Origin of the sequence: Metabacillus halosaccharovorans, assembly GCF_002019635.1 — a bacterium.
Classification (GTDB): domain Bacteria; phylum Bacillota; class Bacilli; order Bacillales; family Bacillaceae; genus Metabacillus; species Metabacillus halosaccharovorans.
Window position 1 is genome coordinate 181345 of sequence record NZ_KV917372.1, and the last position, 17040, is coordinate 198384.

General features: G+C 33.6%; 18 protein-coding genes. 16 read left to right on the top strand and 2 right to left on the bottom strand.

Going from position 1 to position 17040, the window contains the following annotated elements; genetic code table 11:
• The first annotated feature begins 143 nt into the window (after positions 1-143).
• The 7 genes from BK577_RS15330 (at position 144) to BK577_RS15355 (ending at position 5723) form a co-directional block, all read left to right on the top strand.
• On the top strand, positions 144-668 hold the full coding sequence (locus BK577_RS15330) for a GrpB family protein (protein ID WP_078433759.1): 525 nt from the start codon (positions 144-146) through the stop codon (positions 666-668).
• A 260-nt stretch (positions 669-928) separates the two neighbouring features.
• On the top strand, positions 929-1492 hold the full coding sequence (locus BK577_RS15335; RefSeq protein WP_078433760.1) for an RNA polymerase sigma factor: 564 nt from the start codon (positions 929-931) through the stop codon (positions 1490-1492).
• Positions 1473-3098 (top strand): DUF4179 domain-containing protein, encoded by a 1626-nt coding sequence (locus BK577_RS15340; RefSeq protein WP_078433761.1) that lies wholly within the window; start codon positions 1473-1475, stop codon positions 3096-3098. Before BK577_RS15335 ends, BK577_RS15340 begins: the two co-directional genes overlap by 20 nt.
• Before the next feature lie 233 nt (positions 3099-3331).
• A complete protein-coding gene (locus BK577_RS15345; protein ID WP_139367357.1) occupies positions 3332-3754 on the top strand; it encodes a hypothetical protein in 423 nt (140 codons plus the stop codon).
• A 105-nt stretch (positions 3755-3859) separates the two neighbouring features.
• Positions 3860-4723, top strand: a complete 864-nt coding sequence (locus BK577_RS15350) for a GNAT family N-acetyltransferase (RefSeq protein ID WP_078433763.1) — start codon at positions 3860-3862, stop codon at positions 4721-4723.
• 273 nt (positions 4724-4996) lie between these two features.
• Positions 4997-5155, top strand: coding sequence for a tRNA U-34 5-methylaminomethyl-2-thiouridine biosynthesis protein (locus tag BK577_RS25765; RefSeq protein ID WP_139367358.1), 159 nt, complete (start codon positions 4997-4999; stop codon positions 5153-5155).
• 169 nt (positions 5156-5324) lie between these two features.
• The gene (locus BK577_RS15355; protein ID WP_078433764.1) at positions 5325-5723 is read left to right on the top strand and encodes a GNAT family N-acetyltransferase; all 399 of its coding nucleotides are present in this window, start codon (positions 5325-5327) and stop codon (positions 5721-5723) included.
• A gap of 121 nt (positions 5724-5844) precedes the next feature.
• On the opposite strand, the gene BK577_RS15360 is transcribed toward BK577_RS15355, so the two are convergent.
• A complete protein-coding gene (locus BK577_RS15360; protein ID WP_078433765.1) occupies positions 5845-6780 on the bottom strand; it encodes a helix-turn-helix transcriptional regulator in 936 nt (311 codons plus the stop codon).
• 117 nt (positions 6781-6897) lie between these two features.
• Here BK577_RS15360 and BK577_RS15365 point away from each other — a divergent pair, with 117 nt between their 5' ends.
• From BK577_RS15365 to BK577_RS15410, 9 genes are all read left to right on the top strand, one after another.
• The gene (locus BK577_RS15365; RefSeq protein ID WP_078433766.1) at positions 6898-7425 is read left to right on the top strand and encodes a dihydrofolate reductase family protein; all 528 of its coding nucleotides are present in this window, start codon (positions 6898-6900) and stop codon (positions 7423-7425) included.
• A 12-nt stretch (positions 7426-7437) separates the two neighbouring features.
• Positions 7438-7638 (top strand): DinB family protein, encoded by a 201-nt coding sequence (locus BK577_RS15370; RefSeq protein ID WP_078435269.1) that lies wholly within the window; start codon positions 7438-7440, stop codon positions 7636-7638.
• Positions 7639-8110: 472 nt separating this feature from the next.
• Positions 8111-8338 (top strand): cyclase, encoded by a 228-nt coding sequence (locus BK577_RS15375; protein ID WP_078433767.1) that lies wholly within the window; start codon positions 8111-8113, stop codon positions 8336-8338.
• Between the two features lie 440 nt (positions 8339-8778).
• Entirely contained in the window at positions 8779-9246 is a 468-nt protein-coding gene (locus BK577_RS15380; RefSeq protein WP_245823572.1) for a hypothetical protein, read from the top strand.
• Positions 9246-9779: a hypothetical protein gene (locus BK577_RS15385; RefSeq protein ID WP_078433768.1), complete on the top strand. Its 534-nt coding sequence runs from the start codon at positions 9246-9248 to the stop codon at positions 9777-9779. The genes BK577_RS15380 and BK577_RS15385 overlap by 1 nt, the downstream gene beginning before the upstream one ends.
• Before the next feature lie 947 nt (positions 9780-10726).
• Positions 10727-11302, top strand: a complete 576-nt coding sequence (locus tag BK577_RS15395; protein WP_078433770.1) for a TetR/AcrR family transcriptional regulator — start codon at positions 10727-10729, stop codon at positions 11300-11302.
• A 300-nt stretch (positions 11303-11602) separates the two neighbouring features.
• The gene (locus BK577_RS15400) at positions 11603-12451 is read left to right on the top strand and encodes an alpha/beta fold hydrolase (RefSeq protein WP_078433771.1); all 849 of its coding nucleotides are present in this window, start codon (positions 11603-11605) and stop codon (positions 12449-12451) included.
• A gap of 32 nt (positions 12452-12483) precedes the next feature.
• Positions 12484-13545: an alkene reductase gene (locus tag BK577_RS15405; RefSeq protein WP_078433772.1), complete on the top strand. Its 1062-nt coding sequence runs from the start codon at positions 12484-12486 to the stop codon at positions 13543-13545.
• Positions 13546-13702: 157 nt separating this feature from the next.
• Positions 13703-14704, top strand: a complete 1002-nt coding sequence (locus BK577_RS15410) for an NADP-dependent oxidoreductase (protein ID WP_078433773.1) — start codon at positions 13703-13705, stop codon at positions 14702-14704.
• Between the two features lie 713 nt (positions 14705-15417).
• Here BK577_RS15410 and BK577_RS15415 read toward each other — a convergent pair.
• Positions 15418-16806, bottom strand: coding sequence for an MFS transporter (locus BK577_RS15415; protein ID WP_078433774.1), 1389 nt, complete (start codon positions 16804-16806; stop codon positions 15418-15420).
• Positions 16807-17040 lie beyond the last annotated feature (234 nt).

Sequence of the window (17040 nt, forward strand, 5' to 3'; positions counted from 1 at the left end):
AAAAAGATTACATACAAAAAAGATTGTATATTGTTAATCCTAAACTAACACGGCAGGTTATTTGAAGAAGGATTATTTTAAGTAAATGATGAATTTAGTAGGGTAAAAACATAGAAGTTAAAAAGGAAAGAAGTGCCTTATGTATGAGAAAAACCGAAATTGTCCCTTGGACAAAAAAATGGGAAGAATCTTACAGGAAAGAAGAGAAATTACTTAATGAAATCTTCATAAATGAATTGGTAGATATTTTTCATATTGGAAGTACCTCTGTACCAGCAATTGGTTATGCAAAACCAATAATTGATATTTTAATAATTGTTAAAAATATTGAAAATATTGATGAATACAATGATAAAATGCAAACTTTTGGATATGAACCTAGAGGTGAAAACGGTATTTCGGGAAGAAGATACTTTCCTAAAGGTAAAGATAAACGAACACACCATGTACATATTTATCAAATTGGTAACGAGAATATTGATAAACATTTAAGTTTTAAAAACTACTTATTGAATCACCCCGAAGAAGCAAAAAAATATGGAGAGTTAAAAATTGAATTAGCTATTAGGTTCAAGGATCATACACATCAATATCAAAAAGGAAAAGAAGCATTTGTTAATGAGCTTGTTGAAAAATCTCTCCGATGGAGGAACGAGAATAACAAGTAATTATTTTGTAGGGATCGATAGATTAGTTTCAACTATTATTTAATTGTATGTGGTAATGTTTAATCGAAGGGTTGTTATATTTCAGAGTGTTCAGGCTGTCGGTAAAGTTCCGACAGCCATTCTTGTGTCTAATTTAAGTATGCATATTTTATTCGGAAAATTATTTTCTAATGAAATGAAATTATTTTATTGATGAACTCGTTATAATAGATGAGATTTAAAAGCGAGAGATGCACATGGAGTATAGTCAGGAGGACAAAATGGAAGAGGAAATCCAATGGATTCAAGAAGTGCTATCCGGCAATAAAGATGCCTACGCACACATTATTAATAAATATAAAAATCAGTTATATGCCACAATTTTACGAATGACAAAAAATCCACAGGATGCACAAGACTTAGTACAAGAAGCATTTATCAAAGTATATCACCAGTTGGGTAAATATGATGGAAAAGGATCGTTTTCCAGTTGGATTTATCGGGTGGCGATCAACCATTGTATGGATGAGTTTCGAAAAAAACGTTATAAAATGAAGCAAGTAGAAATAAATGAAGAAAAAGTTGTGAATCCTAATAACCCGGAAATCATTTTCTTGAAAAATGAGAAAAATAGACAGATAGAACGATTAATTGCAACTTTACCAGAAGATGAGCGTTTAATTATTCTCTTACGTTATGTAAATGAACTAAGCTATATCGAAATAAGTGAGCTTGTCGATCTCCCTCTTTCAAACGTTCGTAATAAACTTCATCGGGCTAAGAAAAAAATGAGAGATACCGTAAAATGTGGAGGAGGCTATTTTCATGAACTGTCCAACGGGTGATAAACTTTCACAGTATGTTGATAATCTACTAATTGAACAAGAACATGTTGATATACGCACTCATTTAAAAAGCTGTGAAGATTGTATGCATGTAGTCAATGCTTTCACGGAGGAACAACAATTTTTAAAAGAAACTTTACAAACTCCAACTTTAGCTGATGATTTTGCTTCTTTAGTCCTCAACGAATTGGAGTCTTATGGTCAGACAGCTGTCCGTAAAAAGAGGAGTCCTTGGAAGCGTATGACGCTTGTCGCTGCTGGAACTGTATTAGTGATTGGGTTAGGAACAACACTACACCCTAGCTTTGCACAGTGGATAGGTGGCCTTTTCTCAACAGAGCAAGTGGATGAAGGTTTAAGAATGGCATCTGATGCAGGGTTAGTAAAACGAATCAATCAAGAAGTAACAGATAAAGGGATTACCTTAAAAGTGGAAGATGTTTTTGCCGATTCTTCCCGGGTGGCGTTATCCTATCAAATTTTAAATAAAAATGGACAATCACAAGATTCATATATTGAAATAACTGATTCGAAGAACAACATCATGGCAAGTGATCAAAATGGAAAAAAACTTGATGGATTAAGCATGGGTTGGTCAGAAGGAAGTGACTACGGGCTAATCGAATTTTCATTACGCGAACAAGAAGCATTGGAAAAGGTTACCGTAAATTTTGATTTAGTCGAGCTAAACGGAATTAAAGGTAACTGGGAGTTAGAGTTTCCTGTTGATTTAAAAGAGAGTCTTAAAAACACAACTACTCTCTCATTAAATGATGCAAAAACAAGCCTGCATGGTGTAACCATTAACATGAAGGAAGTTCGCTTTGCACCTTCCTCTAATGAATTATTGTATGAAACATCTTTTGTAAAAGAAGAACAAGTTAGAATAGAAGAAAAAATAAAGCAGCTTGAAGAGAAATTTGGTGTAGAAAGCACAGACTCCTTTACTAACTTTGGATCAGCCATTCAATATCATATTGAGAATGACAAAAATCAGGCTATATATCACCATAACACCTTCTTTGAAGATAAAGGACACACTAGTGATTTAGGAATGCTACAAGGTACTGGCCAACAGATGGGTCAAATCGGTCATAATGCGTGGAATGAGTCATTTATCCCGCAAAAAGAGAATGCCAAATTGACCTTTGTGTTAGATGGGGTTATAAAAACAGTACCTTCGGATTTTTCCATTAAAATAAAACCAAACGAGTTGAGGAAAAAACCTGTCTCATTTGAATACGAGGGTAATTATATAACGATTAAAAAGGCGAAAAAACAAAGTATGTATTCGCTACGTAAATCTCTAATCCCAATTAAAAAGGAAACGATGTTTAAAATTGAAATGGAAGGCGGCAAAGAAGCTCCGTCTTCAGATCTTGGAGCTTGGGTTATAGTGGATGACAAAGGAAAAAAATATTTCACTTATCCTAGCGGTTCCATTTTAGATGAAAAAGATGAGAACGGCCGCTATAAGACAACTATTGATCTCATTTCATATGATTTGGATGAAATTCCTGAAGAACTAACCTTACATTTACTTTCCGTGACTCGGTATTATGAAGTTAAAGAGAAGTGGAAGGTTCCGTTATATTCATCAAATTGAGACCCTCACCATGATGAGCTAAATTTCACCCTCAAGAGTTAAGTTCTTGAGGGTGAAATTATATACTACTTATGTATATGGCGCTAATAGCTTACTGGGAATTTTTCCGCTATAAGTGTTTCTACATAATATAGAACGTAACTGTTTTGTTCTACAAACTAGCAGATTGCTGCATACTTAATACACAAACGACCAGGTTGATGAACTACAATATTATAGAGCATTTGGATATATTGTGGAATGAAGTATCTGAAAGAATAAGTGACGATCATATTAATAGTGCGAAAATTTTTTATGATGAGGAAGATTTATTTTACAATAGATTGTTTGCAAATAGTTCTTGTTGTTTAAAGGATTATAGGGGAATTTATAAGGCATTTAAAGTCTGGTGGAGCAGTTTCGCAGGGCAGTTTTCTATAGAAAGATCTATTGACGAAAAAAGTCATGGATTATATGAAGAACTGAAAAGTTCACTATCCCAAAAAGGAATTATTCCAAAAAAAGAATTAAGTATTTGCTTAGTTTATGATGATTGTTTGTTATTTGATTTAGAGGTAACTTCTTATTTTGCTATTATTCCTATAAAAAATTTTTATGTTAATTATAATGATGTGGTTCACAACTTGGTGGCGCATATTGCTGAAGATAAAAATTAAAATTGCTTTGATATTGTGAAGTATTGTACTTAACGTATTGAAAACAAAAGGCTTATTACTCAATACACCGAATTTATAGATAAAATTGACTGAGGGTGAACGTTTTTGAGATACACAGATCGTTCTTTAAGGATTCTAAAATATGCAGAAATGGAAGCTGAAAGGACAACCAAGATTGTTTATCCAATTCATTTATTACTAGGGGTATTGCTCGAGAGGACAAGTGTGTGTGCTGAATTATATATTAATTATCCAAATCTTACTGAGATATTAAATAAAAGAGTAACGGGTATACAATTTGATAAGGATGATAAAGGATTTAATTATGAACCTTTTACACTAAATATTTCTCAAACCACGAAAAGAGTATTAGCGTACGCAGAGGATCAAATGAAGCGTTTCAAACAAATTTATTTAAATGAAGGACATATAGTGGACGCCATATTTAAAGTTAATGACAGGTTAACGAGAGCAATAATTGATGGATTGGATGTCTCTCGTATTCTTGAAATTGTGTCTCTGCCGAGAGATATGATCGTTTCTTTAAAAGATTATTCGTTTCCTTCCATTCCCAAAAGTAGAATAACATTTAGAAAGGCAAACCAAAAGGATGCTCCTTCCTTGAAAACCTTTGTAGAAAAGGAATTTGGAAATGGATGGCTAGATTCAATTGAAAACGGATTTTCACAAGAAAATATTCCAATTTTTATAGCTCTAGATAGGCAAGAGATTATTGGATTCGCTTGCTTTGATGTAGTTAGAAGAAAAAAAGGAATATTCGGTCCAATGGGTACATCTTTATCAAATAGAATGCAAGGAATAGGATATACTCTACTTCATTATTGTTTAGGTGAGATAAAGGAAATTGGATATGAATATGCTGTTATTGGTGAAGCAGGGCCTCTTGAGTTTTATGAAAAAGCTTGCAATGCTGTTGTTATCCCAAAAAAGTTCACTGATCATCGATAGAGCGCGTTAAAAAATGAACGAGCCTTTTTATGGAAGGATATCAAATAATAGAACTGTTACATTAGAATAACGGGTTAAATATCCTATAGTTAGTATTTGGGCTTAGGGTGAATACAATAATTCACAATTCAGAAATCAAACGCTAATCTTGAATAAGAATTATTTGATTGCTGCGGAGGCTTTATTTCTATATAGGTTTCAGCTTAAGAGGCTATTGAGTGAATTAATGATTTCAATTACGTAAATTATTTTCAAATTTATCAGGGGGAAATGATGAAGAATTTATTATTAGCAATTTTGGGTGCAATAGTTACTTGGTTTGTAATAAGTTTTTTTACACATGATTTAGAGTTTAATTATTTGGTTCCGCTTATCATAGGTATTGTAATTGGTTATGGTATTGGAAAAAGAGATAATGCGCCCACACATTGAATTTTTTCAGTTATTAACCGTGAAATTTAACAGATTTGTGAAGAACACTTAGAAAGGGAAAGAGGATTGTTAAGGATTTCACTAAAACTAATAAGCAGTGTAGTGAAAGGAGGAAAAGAGCTTCAATATATAGAAATATCATAATCTTGGTGAGTAAGGAGAGGTATAAATGAATGATAAAGTAATAATAAATATACCAATAAATACTAATGAAGTACCAGAATTAAGAGAGCTTGTTGGTTGGAGTAGACGAGACGAAGATTTCCCGACATTGTTTGAACGTTGTAATTTCTGGGCAGGGGTTAGAGACGAAAATGATAAACTGATTGCCTTTGGTTATGTTTGTGGTATGGGCTTAGAACATGGTTATCTGGAAGATATTATCGTTCATCCTTCTTATCAGGGGCAAGGAATTGGTGCTGCGTTAGTAAAGGAATTATTGCGTAAATCCAAACGTTTTGGATTAGGAATTGTAACGGTATCATACGAGCAGAACAAAACTAACTTTTATAATGCATGTGGCTTTACACCTGGTTCAGGAGGAGTTTGGCGATCATATACTGAATAATTCCTTCAACTAACGGACACTTTTCTTCAATCTTATTCAATCGAACGCCATTCTGGAACAAGGTTGTGCGCATTAATCATTTAAAAGGAAAATTATAGTATCCAGACACTTGAAGGCATCCTTAACTTTTATACATAGTTAAAATCTCTTCAGCTTGTTTTCGTAATCCATCTATTAATTCCATTGGTTCTATTATTCGTGCATGACGTCCAAGTCTTAAAAATAGGGGTGTTATAAAACCAAGTTCACCTTTATCAATGATTGTATCAATGTATCCAGTTCCATCTTCTTCTGTGACAACAAAACCCTCAAAATAAGGAACACTTTTACATTGACGTACACCCTCCATTGTTAAGTGTACATGTAACCGGATAGGTTTTTTTACTTCATGGAAGTCGAACCATTCTTCTAAACTCAGGAATTCAGCTTCACTTTTTTCGTTTGAAATGATTGAAAGAATACGATCTACTCGTAAAAGTAAAATTTTTTTCTTATCATAATCGTAAGCAGGCAAATACCATAAACCATCATGTGCATATACACCGATTGGTCGAATGTGTTTTTCCCTCATTCCTGTTTTGGATTCATATTGAATATGTACATCTCTATTCCCAATAGAATACTCTAACATTTCATTTAATAATGGCGAATCAATTGTTCGCTTAGGGTTCCAAAATGCAATATGTGAACGTATTTTATCTACTCTTGTTTTTGCTTCACTTTGAAGTGAGTTATATAATTTATGTTCAACCGAGGTAATCTCAGCATCAAATGGCAAACTGCGATAATATTTTAGCGATTGAAAAGAGAAGAAGATTGAAACAGCTTCTTCTTCAGTAAATAAAATAGGGGGAAGAAAAGAATTTGTTAATACGGTATAACCCCCATTCCGTCCTTGTTCAGCATAAATCGGCAATCCTATATCACATAAATCTACTATGTATCTATGTACAGTACGAATAGATATTTGGAATTCATCTGCTATTTCCTGCGCTGTAAATTTTTTTTTAGCCGTAACAAACATTAGAATATCTAATAAACGCTTGGATTTTGCCATTTTTCTCACCTTTTTTCGATAATCATGCCATTACTTGTCATGTTTTACAGTTAGTATAGTGTATACCTTATGATTTTATCAATAAGGGAAATGCTAAAAGAAAAAGGAGATCAAAGGATGTCACGTGAAATCGTTTTATTCATTGCCGCAAGTTTAGATGGGTTTATTGCAAAAGAAGATGATGACTTACAATGGTTAGAAGATACAGAGGGGGAAGGTGACGCAGGATACCAGGACATGTATCAAACCATTGATACAGTGATAATGGGGAAAAAGACGTATGATTATATAGCGAAACATATGGTACCATTTCCTTATCCTGATAAAAAATGCTATGTCTTCTCCACTACTGAAAAAGGTTCAAATGAATATGTGGATTTTGTGAATGAAGATGTAGTTGAATTTACAAAAAAGTTAAAAGCACAAGAAGGCTCTAAAATATGGATGGTTGGTGGAGGGTGTTTACTTGATTCTTTTTTAAAAGAAAATTTAATTGACGAATATATCATTACTGTCACACCTCATATTTTAGGTTCAGGTATTCCTTTATTTAAAGAAAAGAAACCACAAATCGATTTAAAGTTAGTTGATATAAAACGGTTTGGACAGTTTGCACAATTATATTATAAGGTGAATCAAGGTTAGAAATAACTTGGCATTCACCCCCGATCGAGCGCTTTTCTTGAATGGGAAAGGCGCTTATTTAATTATCGGAACAATTGGTTTATTGAAAAAGAGCCTTCTTGGAAAGCTGGCAGTGGATTTATTAGAGAAACGCCACATCAATTACTGTTTCATTCAATTACTCATGAATCACATCACAAAGGACAAATTGTTTCGATGATACGGTTACTTTGACATATTCCACAAAATACAGATATATTTTGGTTGTCTGAGAAGGAATTTTATAAAATACTCATCAGATATTACGGAAACCAGCTCAGCTCAATAGTCTTCCGATACGAAAGAAAAAAAGCTACAACAATTGCAGCAGCAGTTATATCAAATTGAGATTGAAATACAAAAATAGAAGGCAGAACAAAAATGAGAAGAGACTAAGTCAAAGAACCTAAGTAATAATCAAGATAGTTTGTCTATTAGTGAGGCTCAAAAGTTATATGAACAATTACAAGATGCGATCTAAAATCAAGGCTATCACTAATCAACATCCTGAACAAAGATAACTGAAATTCTTCACAAACAACCGGTAAGTTTATTATTAAAGTTCCGAGTAATGAAGGGTATCACCACTTAAATATAAGGAGTTATTTGTTCTTTAAACCAGAATATATATATAATACTCCGATATTAAAATAAAGGTGGATGAGAAATGAATAAAAGAGTTCTATTCGACTTTGAAATCGAGTTTACGAATGGTGGTGGAATTCAAGGACAGGAGTTCCGTCTTGATATTGAGGGAAATGATATCTCTGACGAAGAATTAGCAAGTTATATTGTAGAAGATATGAGATTGTTAATGGTCGGTGAAGTACGCATACTTAACAAGAAAATAATAAATGAAAAACATAAACGAAATCCTGCTGACGAGAATTATTGATTAATCATTTAACATAATTTCAAGAATAAACTGCCATTTGACTAACGATGAAGGGAGAGGAAATTCCCTTTATTATTAAAAATAAATTTCGTGTAAAATACATATTAACACAACTAAATGTGAGTAGATAAAAACGTCTTGATTCCTTGATATTATTGGAATGAGGCGTTTTTTTATATTAACGAACGTTAAGTGTTATTAACAAGTCCAGAGGAATAAAACACCAGAATTTATCCATATCTCTTCTTCCGCAAACAGGGCCTAATTGTTGAGGATTGTTTGAATGAATTTCCAGTTTGAATCGTTAATTTTTGCTTATAAGTACCTTTGAGAAGTAACGAGTTTAAACTTTACGTTGATTATGCATACGCAGAAGTATCAGGGGCATGATAAAAACACATAAAAATATATAATGGAAAGGACATTTTAACTTGGTAGTTGTGATATTTCTCTTTTTAGCATGGTTCTGTATTATGGTTCAAGTTAGTCTCTCAAAGAAGCTACCTTTGTCTGTTAACCTCCTTTTGTTTATGGCCATTGATGCTATCTTAACAAACAAACTGACGATTTCCGCGTTCAACCTTAAGCTATTCAAAATTAACACAAATAGCATTCCCCACTTCCTGTCTATGATCCTACATAATGATTTCACTGTTACTTTTGTTCTTCTCACCTTTGCTAACGTGTTTCTAACGACCTCTAAATCCAATATCCGCTGGGGAATATCAATCTATACGTTTTTGTTCCAAATATTCATCGGAGCGATGCTTCGATGGAATCACGTACTTACTGATAAAGGTTGGAATTTCTTTATGGAGTCAATAATGATCGTGATTGTTATGACTTATACAATTCTTTTAGGAAGACTTTTTCAACGAATGGCATCTAAGGAAGGATGGATTCGCTGATGGAAAACATCGTTTATGATAATCAATTCAATGGGAATGAGTGGTTCGTTATCGGTGTAGGTGTCATTGGTTTTGCATCGATTTGGTTGTTTCAACAGCGATATTCTCCTTTACAAACAACCTTTAACATACTTATAGGCGTTGCATTTGGACTCGTTTTTGATCATACGTTAAAGATACCTCCACTTGAACTTTACGATTTGGGAGACCAATCGAAATATCAATTGATGGATATTTTTTCTTATATGATGTATGCGCCGTTTGGATATTGGTTTATTTATGGGTATGAACAGATGCGAATGTTCAAAATAAAGACGATTGTTTATATTCTAATTTGGGCTATAATAGCTGTCGGGTTAGAATGGATGGGTGTAAAGATAGGTGTATACCATTACAAACACGGTTACAAATTGATTTATTCCTTCCCCATTTATCTTTTCTTGATGAGTATTCATATTTTATTGTATCGTACGGCATTTGCACAAGATCGTAGGCAGATTAATAGCAGCCGTCCACTATATAACAAAAAATGATTTTTCAACTGTGTAACATTATAATTTTGATCTAAATGTGTATCATCACCAGGAATCTTCAGTTTTTCTTTAGGATTTTCCTCAACTTGATTTTGGAATGTTTAAATGCAATTAGGCAAATGTGCCATAATAGTGGAATTTTTAACATCTAATCAGGTACACTGTCAACATAAGTTACCCCGACATATGGGAGGTACAGATGAGTTCAATAATCTTGTAATCGTACATAAAGATGTCCATAGATTAAGTGAAAAGACGATTGAACGATATAGGAACATCCTTCAATTAGATGGAAAATTATTGAAGTAGCTAAACCAATTTCGTAAAGTTTGTAATTTAGTTACGTTAGTCTAAAAGAAAAAGATGGGACGCCTAATGCGGTGAAAGTCGCACGTTGGGTGTGGAGCAGGGGAAAAGATGGAGATAATAGATCAAAGTCTTATCTATTGCTATTAAACGATCTGTTTGTTGAATAAGAATTTAAACCCTTCATTAAAATTAAAATAAAAAGGTTGAGTGTACAAATTTTATAGAATGAATCTATGGAATTTAAATTTGCACTTTTTTCTTTTTGCCTAATGTTAAAGAAACAAAATTTATTCTTTACCAATCGTTCTAGAAATGATATTATGAATTTGAAAGGTAATTAGCTAATTTTTGTCATAATGAGAACGTTCATTCTAAAAACGAACACTTAGCATTTTCTCTAGTTTACAGATTTAAAAATCCTTTTTTAAGGAGGTGATGCTGTTAAAACATATAGTTCATACAAAATTGGTGAATATGTAGTAACTCTTTAAGCTAATCTTTACTGTTCATTCTTAAAATGATATTATTGGCGAGGGACGAGAAAGTCAATATTCTTCACTTTGTTGATTGATGATTATCTTTGAAGTTAGCATTAAGATTTTCTGGTTACTCTAAGATTACTCAAAGGAAATGATAGTATGGCTAGAAATAAAGAATTTGATGAAAATGAAGTATTACGAAAAGCTATGGAACTATTTTGGAGACAAGGCTATGAAAAAACCTCCATGCAAGATTTAGTAGAGTATATGGGTATCCATCGTCGTAGCTTATATGATACGTTTGGCGACAAGCACACTTTGTTTATAAAAGTGTTGGATCATTATAATGAAATTATAGGAAATAGAATAGAGAATGAAGTAATCCAGCTGAATTCGGTAAAAGATGCTATCAGGCAATTATTTAAAATGATAATTGTCAGAGATAACCAACAACTTATTGGATGTTTGACCGTTAATACGGCAGTTGAGTTGTCTTTACATGATGAACAAGCAGCTGAAAAGGTAGTGGAGAGTTTTTCTAAGACCGAATTAATGCTAAACAATCTAGTGCTAAGAGGTCAAAAAGCTGGAGAAATATCTAAATATCATGATGCAAAAAAAATATCGGAATTTCTTCATAATTCCTTAGTAGGTCTACGTGTTATGACTAAAACTACCGATGATACAGAAAAATTAAATAATATTATTGATATAACACTCTCGGTATTAGATTAATTTTTTTACTCTTTTAAGAACGATCATTCTCAATAAGTCGATAATCAATCTAGCTATACTGCACTTTTCAAATATTAAGCAAAGTTTGCTTTGATACATTTATTAAAACAGTTAAAGACTATATGATAATTTAAATTTATAACTATAAAAGTAGAAAAAGGGTTATAATCTGACAATTTAAGTGATGGATTCACTTTCTTTCCACACCCTTTTTAGAACATTCATTCTAAAAAGGGGTGTCATTCAGCTAATTTATAATGAAAAATTAAGAACTCAATGTTCGAAGGAGAAGAAACTCAAATGACAACATTTACTATCCCATCTGAATCAGAATTTATCGAAGTTGAAGGTACTAGTTATGCTTATAGAAGGTTTGGTGAAAAAACGGGAGTACCTGTCGTATTTCTAGTTCACTTTAGAGGAACGATGGAAAATTGGGATCCTAATATGGTTGTTCCAATAGCGAAGGAACGTCCAGTTATCCTATTTGATAACAAAGGGGTTGGTGAGACGAAAGGGCAAACACCTGCTACGATTGCTGAGATGGCACAAGATGCAGGAAAATTTATAAAAGCACTTGGTTTAGATCAAGTCGATATACTCGGTTTTTCAATTGGTGGAATGGTTGCACAAGAATTGGCATTACAAGAAGGTAATTTGATTAGACGAATCATCATGGCAGGTACTGGACCTGAATCTGGAATTAATCCTGAGCTGGAAATATTTGAAAGAATGAATCGACACGGTGGGAATGCAGAGAATGCTTTGGATGACTTCATGTTTTTCTTTTACGGTTCAACTGAAACAAGTAAATCTGCGGGAATGGCATCTTTACAAAGAATTATCAATCAGAAAAAGGTTGAAAGTTCTGACCAAGTACAACAAGCCCAATTAAAGGCTTTGGCAAATTGGTCTCAACCAAAATCCAATAATGATTACAATTGGTTACAGAACATTAAACACCCTGTGCTTGTGACAAATGGTAATAACGATGTTATGGTTCCAACCAAAAATAGTTATATTTTAGCTGAGCACTTACCAAAAGCACAACTCATTATTTATCCTGATTCTGGTCACGGACACCTATTTCAATTTCCAGAACTATTTGCTGAGAACGTCAATTCGTTTCTGAATTCAACATCTCTATAAAAATTAATAACGATTAAAAAGGAGGAATTTAAATGAACAAGTTATTTGAATCAGTCAAAATTGGAAACATAGAACTAAAAAACCGTTTAGGTATGGCACCAATGACAAGGAGTAGAGCACTGCCAGATGGCACACCTAGTGATTTGGCAGCAGAGTATTACAGCCAGCGTGCATCGGTTGGGTTAATAATAAGTGAGGGCACTCAACCATCAGAGGATGGTCAGGGTTATACAAATACACCTGGTATTTATACAGAATCACAAATTGAGGGGTGGAAAAAGGTAACATCAAAAGTGCATAACGAAGGAGGACGAATCTTTGTTCAACTTATGCATGTAGGCCGTGTCTCACATCCTGACAATACGCCTCATCATCGTCAAGCTGTTGCCCCCTCTGCTATTGCGCCTAATACAGAAATATTTACAGTACAAGGGATGAAGGAGATTCCTACACCTAGAGCGTTGAGTGAAGGAGAAATAAAGGACGTTATAAATGAGTTTCGCCTGGCAGCACGAGCAGCGGTGGAAGCTGGTGCAGATGGGGTTGAAATCCACGGTGCAAATGGTTACCTTATTCAACAGTTCTTAAGTGAAAATGCTAATCAACGTCAGGATGCGTATGGTGGAACGATCGAAAATCGTTCAAGATTTGCCATTGAAGTAGCAAAAGCAGTTGTTGATGAGATTGGTCCAGAGAGAACGGGCATACGCTTTTCTCCTCAAGGAACACTAAATGGAATAGATGAGGGAGAAACAAGTAGTGAAATGTACCGTTATTTAATCAGCGAGTTAGATAAGCTCAACCTTGCATATCTACACATCATGCACTTCGGAAACGAATCATTATTACAAGAGATCCGTCAACTTTGGTCACAAGCACTTCTTGTTAACCGAGCAGGACGTACTTTAGACCAACTAACGGTAGACTTGGATAATAAAATTGCGGACGTTATAACTGTAGGGACTTGGATGATAGCCAACCCAGATTTTGTCGAGCGATTTAAATTGGATGCCCCACTAAATACACCTGATAGAAATACCATTTATGCAGGAGGAGCGGAAGGGTATACAGATTATCCGTTCTTAAAAGAATAAAACAGCCAAGGATTAACAGTTAACGGCATCGACAAAACTTGTAGGTTAATAATGGTGCTTTAGGATACAAAGACTAGAGTATCAAAGAATGAAATAAACGAATGATAAAAACCATCAATGCTAAGAGTTGGTGGTTTTTTAAGAGGAGATTGGGAATATGAAAGCCGCTCAAATACAAAAATACTCGAAAAATATTGAAGCACAGATTGTTGATATCCCTATACCAAGTATTAATGATAATGAAGTACTGGTAAAGGTAAAAGTTGCTGCAATAAATCCACTTGAAATATTAAATATTACAGGAAGTGTAAAATTAATACAAGACTATGATATGCCTCTGGTATTAGGAAATGAACTAACAGGAATTGTCGAAAAAGTGGGTAATCATGTAAATGGTTTTAAGGTTGGAGAGCCTATTTATACAAGACTCCCTATAGAAAAAATTGGGGCATTTGCAGAATATGTTGCAGTTGATGCTAAATCCATATGGCATTTGCCGAAAAATTTAGATTTCGTTACTGGAGCTGGTGCACCTTTAACTGGTTTGACGGCATATCAAGGCTTAATAGAAGAGTTAGAAGCAAAAAAGGGGCAAACAGTATTTATTCCAGGAGGATCAGGAAGTTTTGGCCAAATGGCAGTTCCTATAGCTAAAGCAATGGGATTAAAGGTGATTGTTTCTGGTAGTCCTTCAGCTAAAGAAAGAACGTTGAATGCTGGTGCAGATCAATATATTGATTATACAAAGGAAAATTATTGGGAAATCCTAGACGAAGTTGATTTTGTAATAGATACTCTAGGTGCTGATGAATTCGAACGCGAGTTATCCATTATCAAACCAGGTGGTCGTTTACTAAGTCTTCGTACTGCACCAAATAAACAGTTTGCTATAGATAAAGGTCTTCCTAAATGGAAGCAAATTATTTTTGGATTAGTTGGCTCGAAATTTGATAAGAAAGCAAAGAAAAAAGGTGTGCAATATCGCTTTATTTTCGTAAGAGCTGATGGAAAACAATTAGAAAAAATTACAAAAATCATTGAAGAATACAATATTGTTCCAGCCATTGACCCATCCAACTTTACAATTTATGACATTAATGATGCACTAAAATTAGTAGTGAAAGGAAAGACAAAAGGAAAAGTAGTAATTAAATTTTAAAGGTAAGTAGGAGAGGAAGTAACAATGTCAATTCAATCTTCTTACATTGACCTAATTGAAAAAAGAAAATCTTAAGACTTGGGGATGCTGACCCAGAAAGGTTCAATGCCTTTTTGATTAGTTTTCCTGTGGTAATAAGTAAGCACGAAATATGTTTTTAAAATTATCTGGTTATTAATAACTTAATGAAAAAATTCATTAAGTTAGCTTTATTAAGAGCCGGAAATACGAAACAACAAGCATTTGTTTTATGGTTTTTCTGATTTACTTGTTTTTTACAACTGAAAATGGCACACCGCAAGGTCCATATCTTAAAATTGGATATCTTTTGTATCCTCGGCTGAGTCATTAGCTTATCTTAAAGAGGACTTATATTTTTTTCCGAGCAATATACCGATTGGATTTTGTATCATGATATCGGAATGATATTGATAAAGTCATTATGGGGAACTATTGATTTAATAAGTAGATTTAGTTTCATAATGGTCTTCAGGCGAGTGTGTTTATGGAGGAATACATGAAAAAGATATCAACTATTTCTTTTGTGTCTCATAACAAAAATAGCCCATAAACCATAGGTTTAAAGGGCTATTCCTTATGAAAAATGAAAAATACCTGTAACTTTTTCTCTTCAGTAGGGTGTGAATAGCTATTTATAACAATCTCAACTGAATGATACGACAGCGTTTACAATAAATATATCAAACTTCCTTTTAATCAATAGAACCATTCTTCATCTTATCAATTTCTGAACGATATTTTTCCAATGGGTAATACTTCATACAAATAACAATCACCAAGCAAATAATAGCAGGGATACCAAATCGAACGAAGTTTAAAGTGAACATGGTTGCGTCCGGCTGTTGTCCAATCGCACCTGGGATATATCCAGAAACAGCTAGCAATGCTAAAATCCCTGAGTTAGTAATCGTGTTCCCACATTTTTGCGCAAATCCTTTAAGAGAAGCAATCGTTCCATTTAATGATGTTTTTTCTTTTAAATAAATGAAGTCAATTGTATCATTTACTAAAATATTCACCAATGCATTTGACATGGCACCAATAGCTGTAGCGATAAATGAGCAAACATATAAAACAATTAAATTATCACCAAAAATAAAAGCGATTCCATAAAAGAAAAATGTAATTAATTGTGTAACAAGCATGGCTCTTTGGCCGGTTTTAAAGATTTTCAAGGCGATTGGCATACATACCACCATAGAGACCAGTGCACCGATTGAAATGATCCCCATATATAATGAAATCAAGTCAGGTCTACCAATATAATACATCATAAAGTACACAGAAGAAGCGAACATAAATCCATATCCAACTGCTGCCAAACACCAAACTAAGATAAGAGGATAAATTTCTTTATGCTTAAACAATTTCTTTAAGTCCTTCGTAAATGGACTTTTTTCTGATGTTGTAATGTATTTTTCTTTCGATGTAATAAATAATCCCCAAAAACAAAAGATTGTAATGATACCGTAAATAACCATTAAAGGAATATAACTTCCTCCGAAAAATCCAGTAAGCTGCGGTGTAAAGGTTGAGCCAATTGTAAAGGCAATAGCGGTGAAAGCTGCACCTAACGTAATGACACTATTACGCTCTTTATCATTTTTAGTAACGGCAGGAAGAACAGCCATTTGTGGCATGGTTAAAGCCGTTGTACACATATTTAATAAAATATATAAACCACCTATATAAATAACTTTACCAATTCCATCTATTCCAGTAGGGTTGATAAAAAGTAGAACACTTGCAATGACGAAAATAATAGGTACAAATAAGAAATATGGTCTGTAACGTCCCCATTTTGTATTCGTTCGATCGGCAATCGTTCCCATAACGGGATCGTTTATGGCATCCCATAATGTAGCAACAAACATAATGCCGGCTGCAGCAGCTGCTGATATACCAACCGTATCTGTCATATAGATAGAGAAGTAACTAGCAATTGTGGCTAGAACCAGCATGTGGCCTCCATTTAGAGATGTAGCATGGAACCATTTAAATGCTGTTGATACTTCTTTTTCTGAGTGCTGATTTGAGACAGTAACTTCTTGTTGTTGAGTTGTATTTGTTTGTATAGACATCTTTCACACTCCTTATCATTTGTTATAAACGGCATAGCTTTAAAAAATATCAACAAGCGCTTGTTAAGTTGTTAATCGTATAGTAGCAAACGTTTACATAGAAAACTATAGTCAAAACAAAGATCTCGTTTGCTCAAATCAAAGATCTGGTTATTATGACTCTTGAAATTATAGAAAATGGAAAATATAAGAAAATATAACTATTAAATTTAAATCTTTGATTCGAGCAGTAAT

Bases quoted from the DNA above. Each gene is read 5' to 3' on its own strand.
- BK577_RS15330 (WP_078433759.1), top strand. From the start codon at position 144: ATGAGAAAAACCGAAATTGTCCCTTGGACAAAAAAATGGGAAGAATCT.
- BK577_RS15335 (WP_078433760.1), top strand. From the start codon at position 929: ATGGAAGAGGAAATCCAATGGATTCAAGAAGTGCTATCCGGCAATAAA.
- BK577_RS15340 (WP_078433761.1), top strand. From the start codon at position 1,473: ATGAACTGTCCAACGGGTGATAAACTTTCACAGTATGTTGATAATCTA.
- BK577_RS25765 (WP_139367358.1), top strand. From the start codon at position 4,997: ATGAAGAATTTATTATTAGCAATTTTGGGTGCAATAGTTACTTGGTTT.
- BK577_RS15355 (WP_078433764.1), top strand. From the start codon at position 5,325: ATGAATGATAAAGTAATAATAAATATACCAATAAATACTAATGAAGTA.
- BK577_RS15360 (WP_078433765.1), bottom strand. From the start codon at position 6,780: ATGGCAAAATCCAAGCGTTTATTAGATATTCTAATGTTTGTTACGGCT.
- BK577_RS15365 (WP_078433766.1), top strand. From the start codon at position 6,898: ATGTCACGTGAAATCGTTTTATTCATTGCCGCAAGTTTAGATGGGTTT.
- BK577_RS15375 (WP_078433767.1), top strand. From the start codon at position 8,111: ATGAATAAAAGAGTTCTATTCGACTTTGAAATCGAGTTTACGAATGGT.
- BK577_RS15385 (WP_078433768.1), top strand. From the start codon at position 9,246: ATGGAAAACATCGTTTATGATAATCAATTCAATGGGAATGAGTGGTTC.
- BK577_RS15395 (WP_078433770.1), top strand. From the start codon at position 10,727: ATGGCTAGAAATAAAGAATTTGATGAAAATGAAGTATTACGAAAAGCT.
- BK577_RS15400 (WP_078433771.1), top strand. From the start codon at position 11,603: ATGACAACATTTACTATCCCATCTGAATCAGAATTTATCGAAGTTGAA.
- BK577_RS15405 (WP_078433772.1), top strand. From the start codon at position 12,484: ATGAACAAGTTATTTGAATCAGTCAAAATTGGAAACATAGAACTAAAA.
- BK577_RS15410 (WP_078433773.1), top strand. From the start codon at position 13,703: ATGAAAGCCGCTCAAATACAAAAATACTCGAAAAATATTGAAGCACAG.
- BK577_RS15415 (WP_078433774.1), bottom strand. From the start codon at position 16,806: ATGTCTATACAAACAAATACAACTCAACAACAAGAAGTTACTGTCTCA.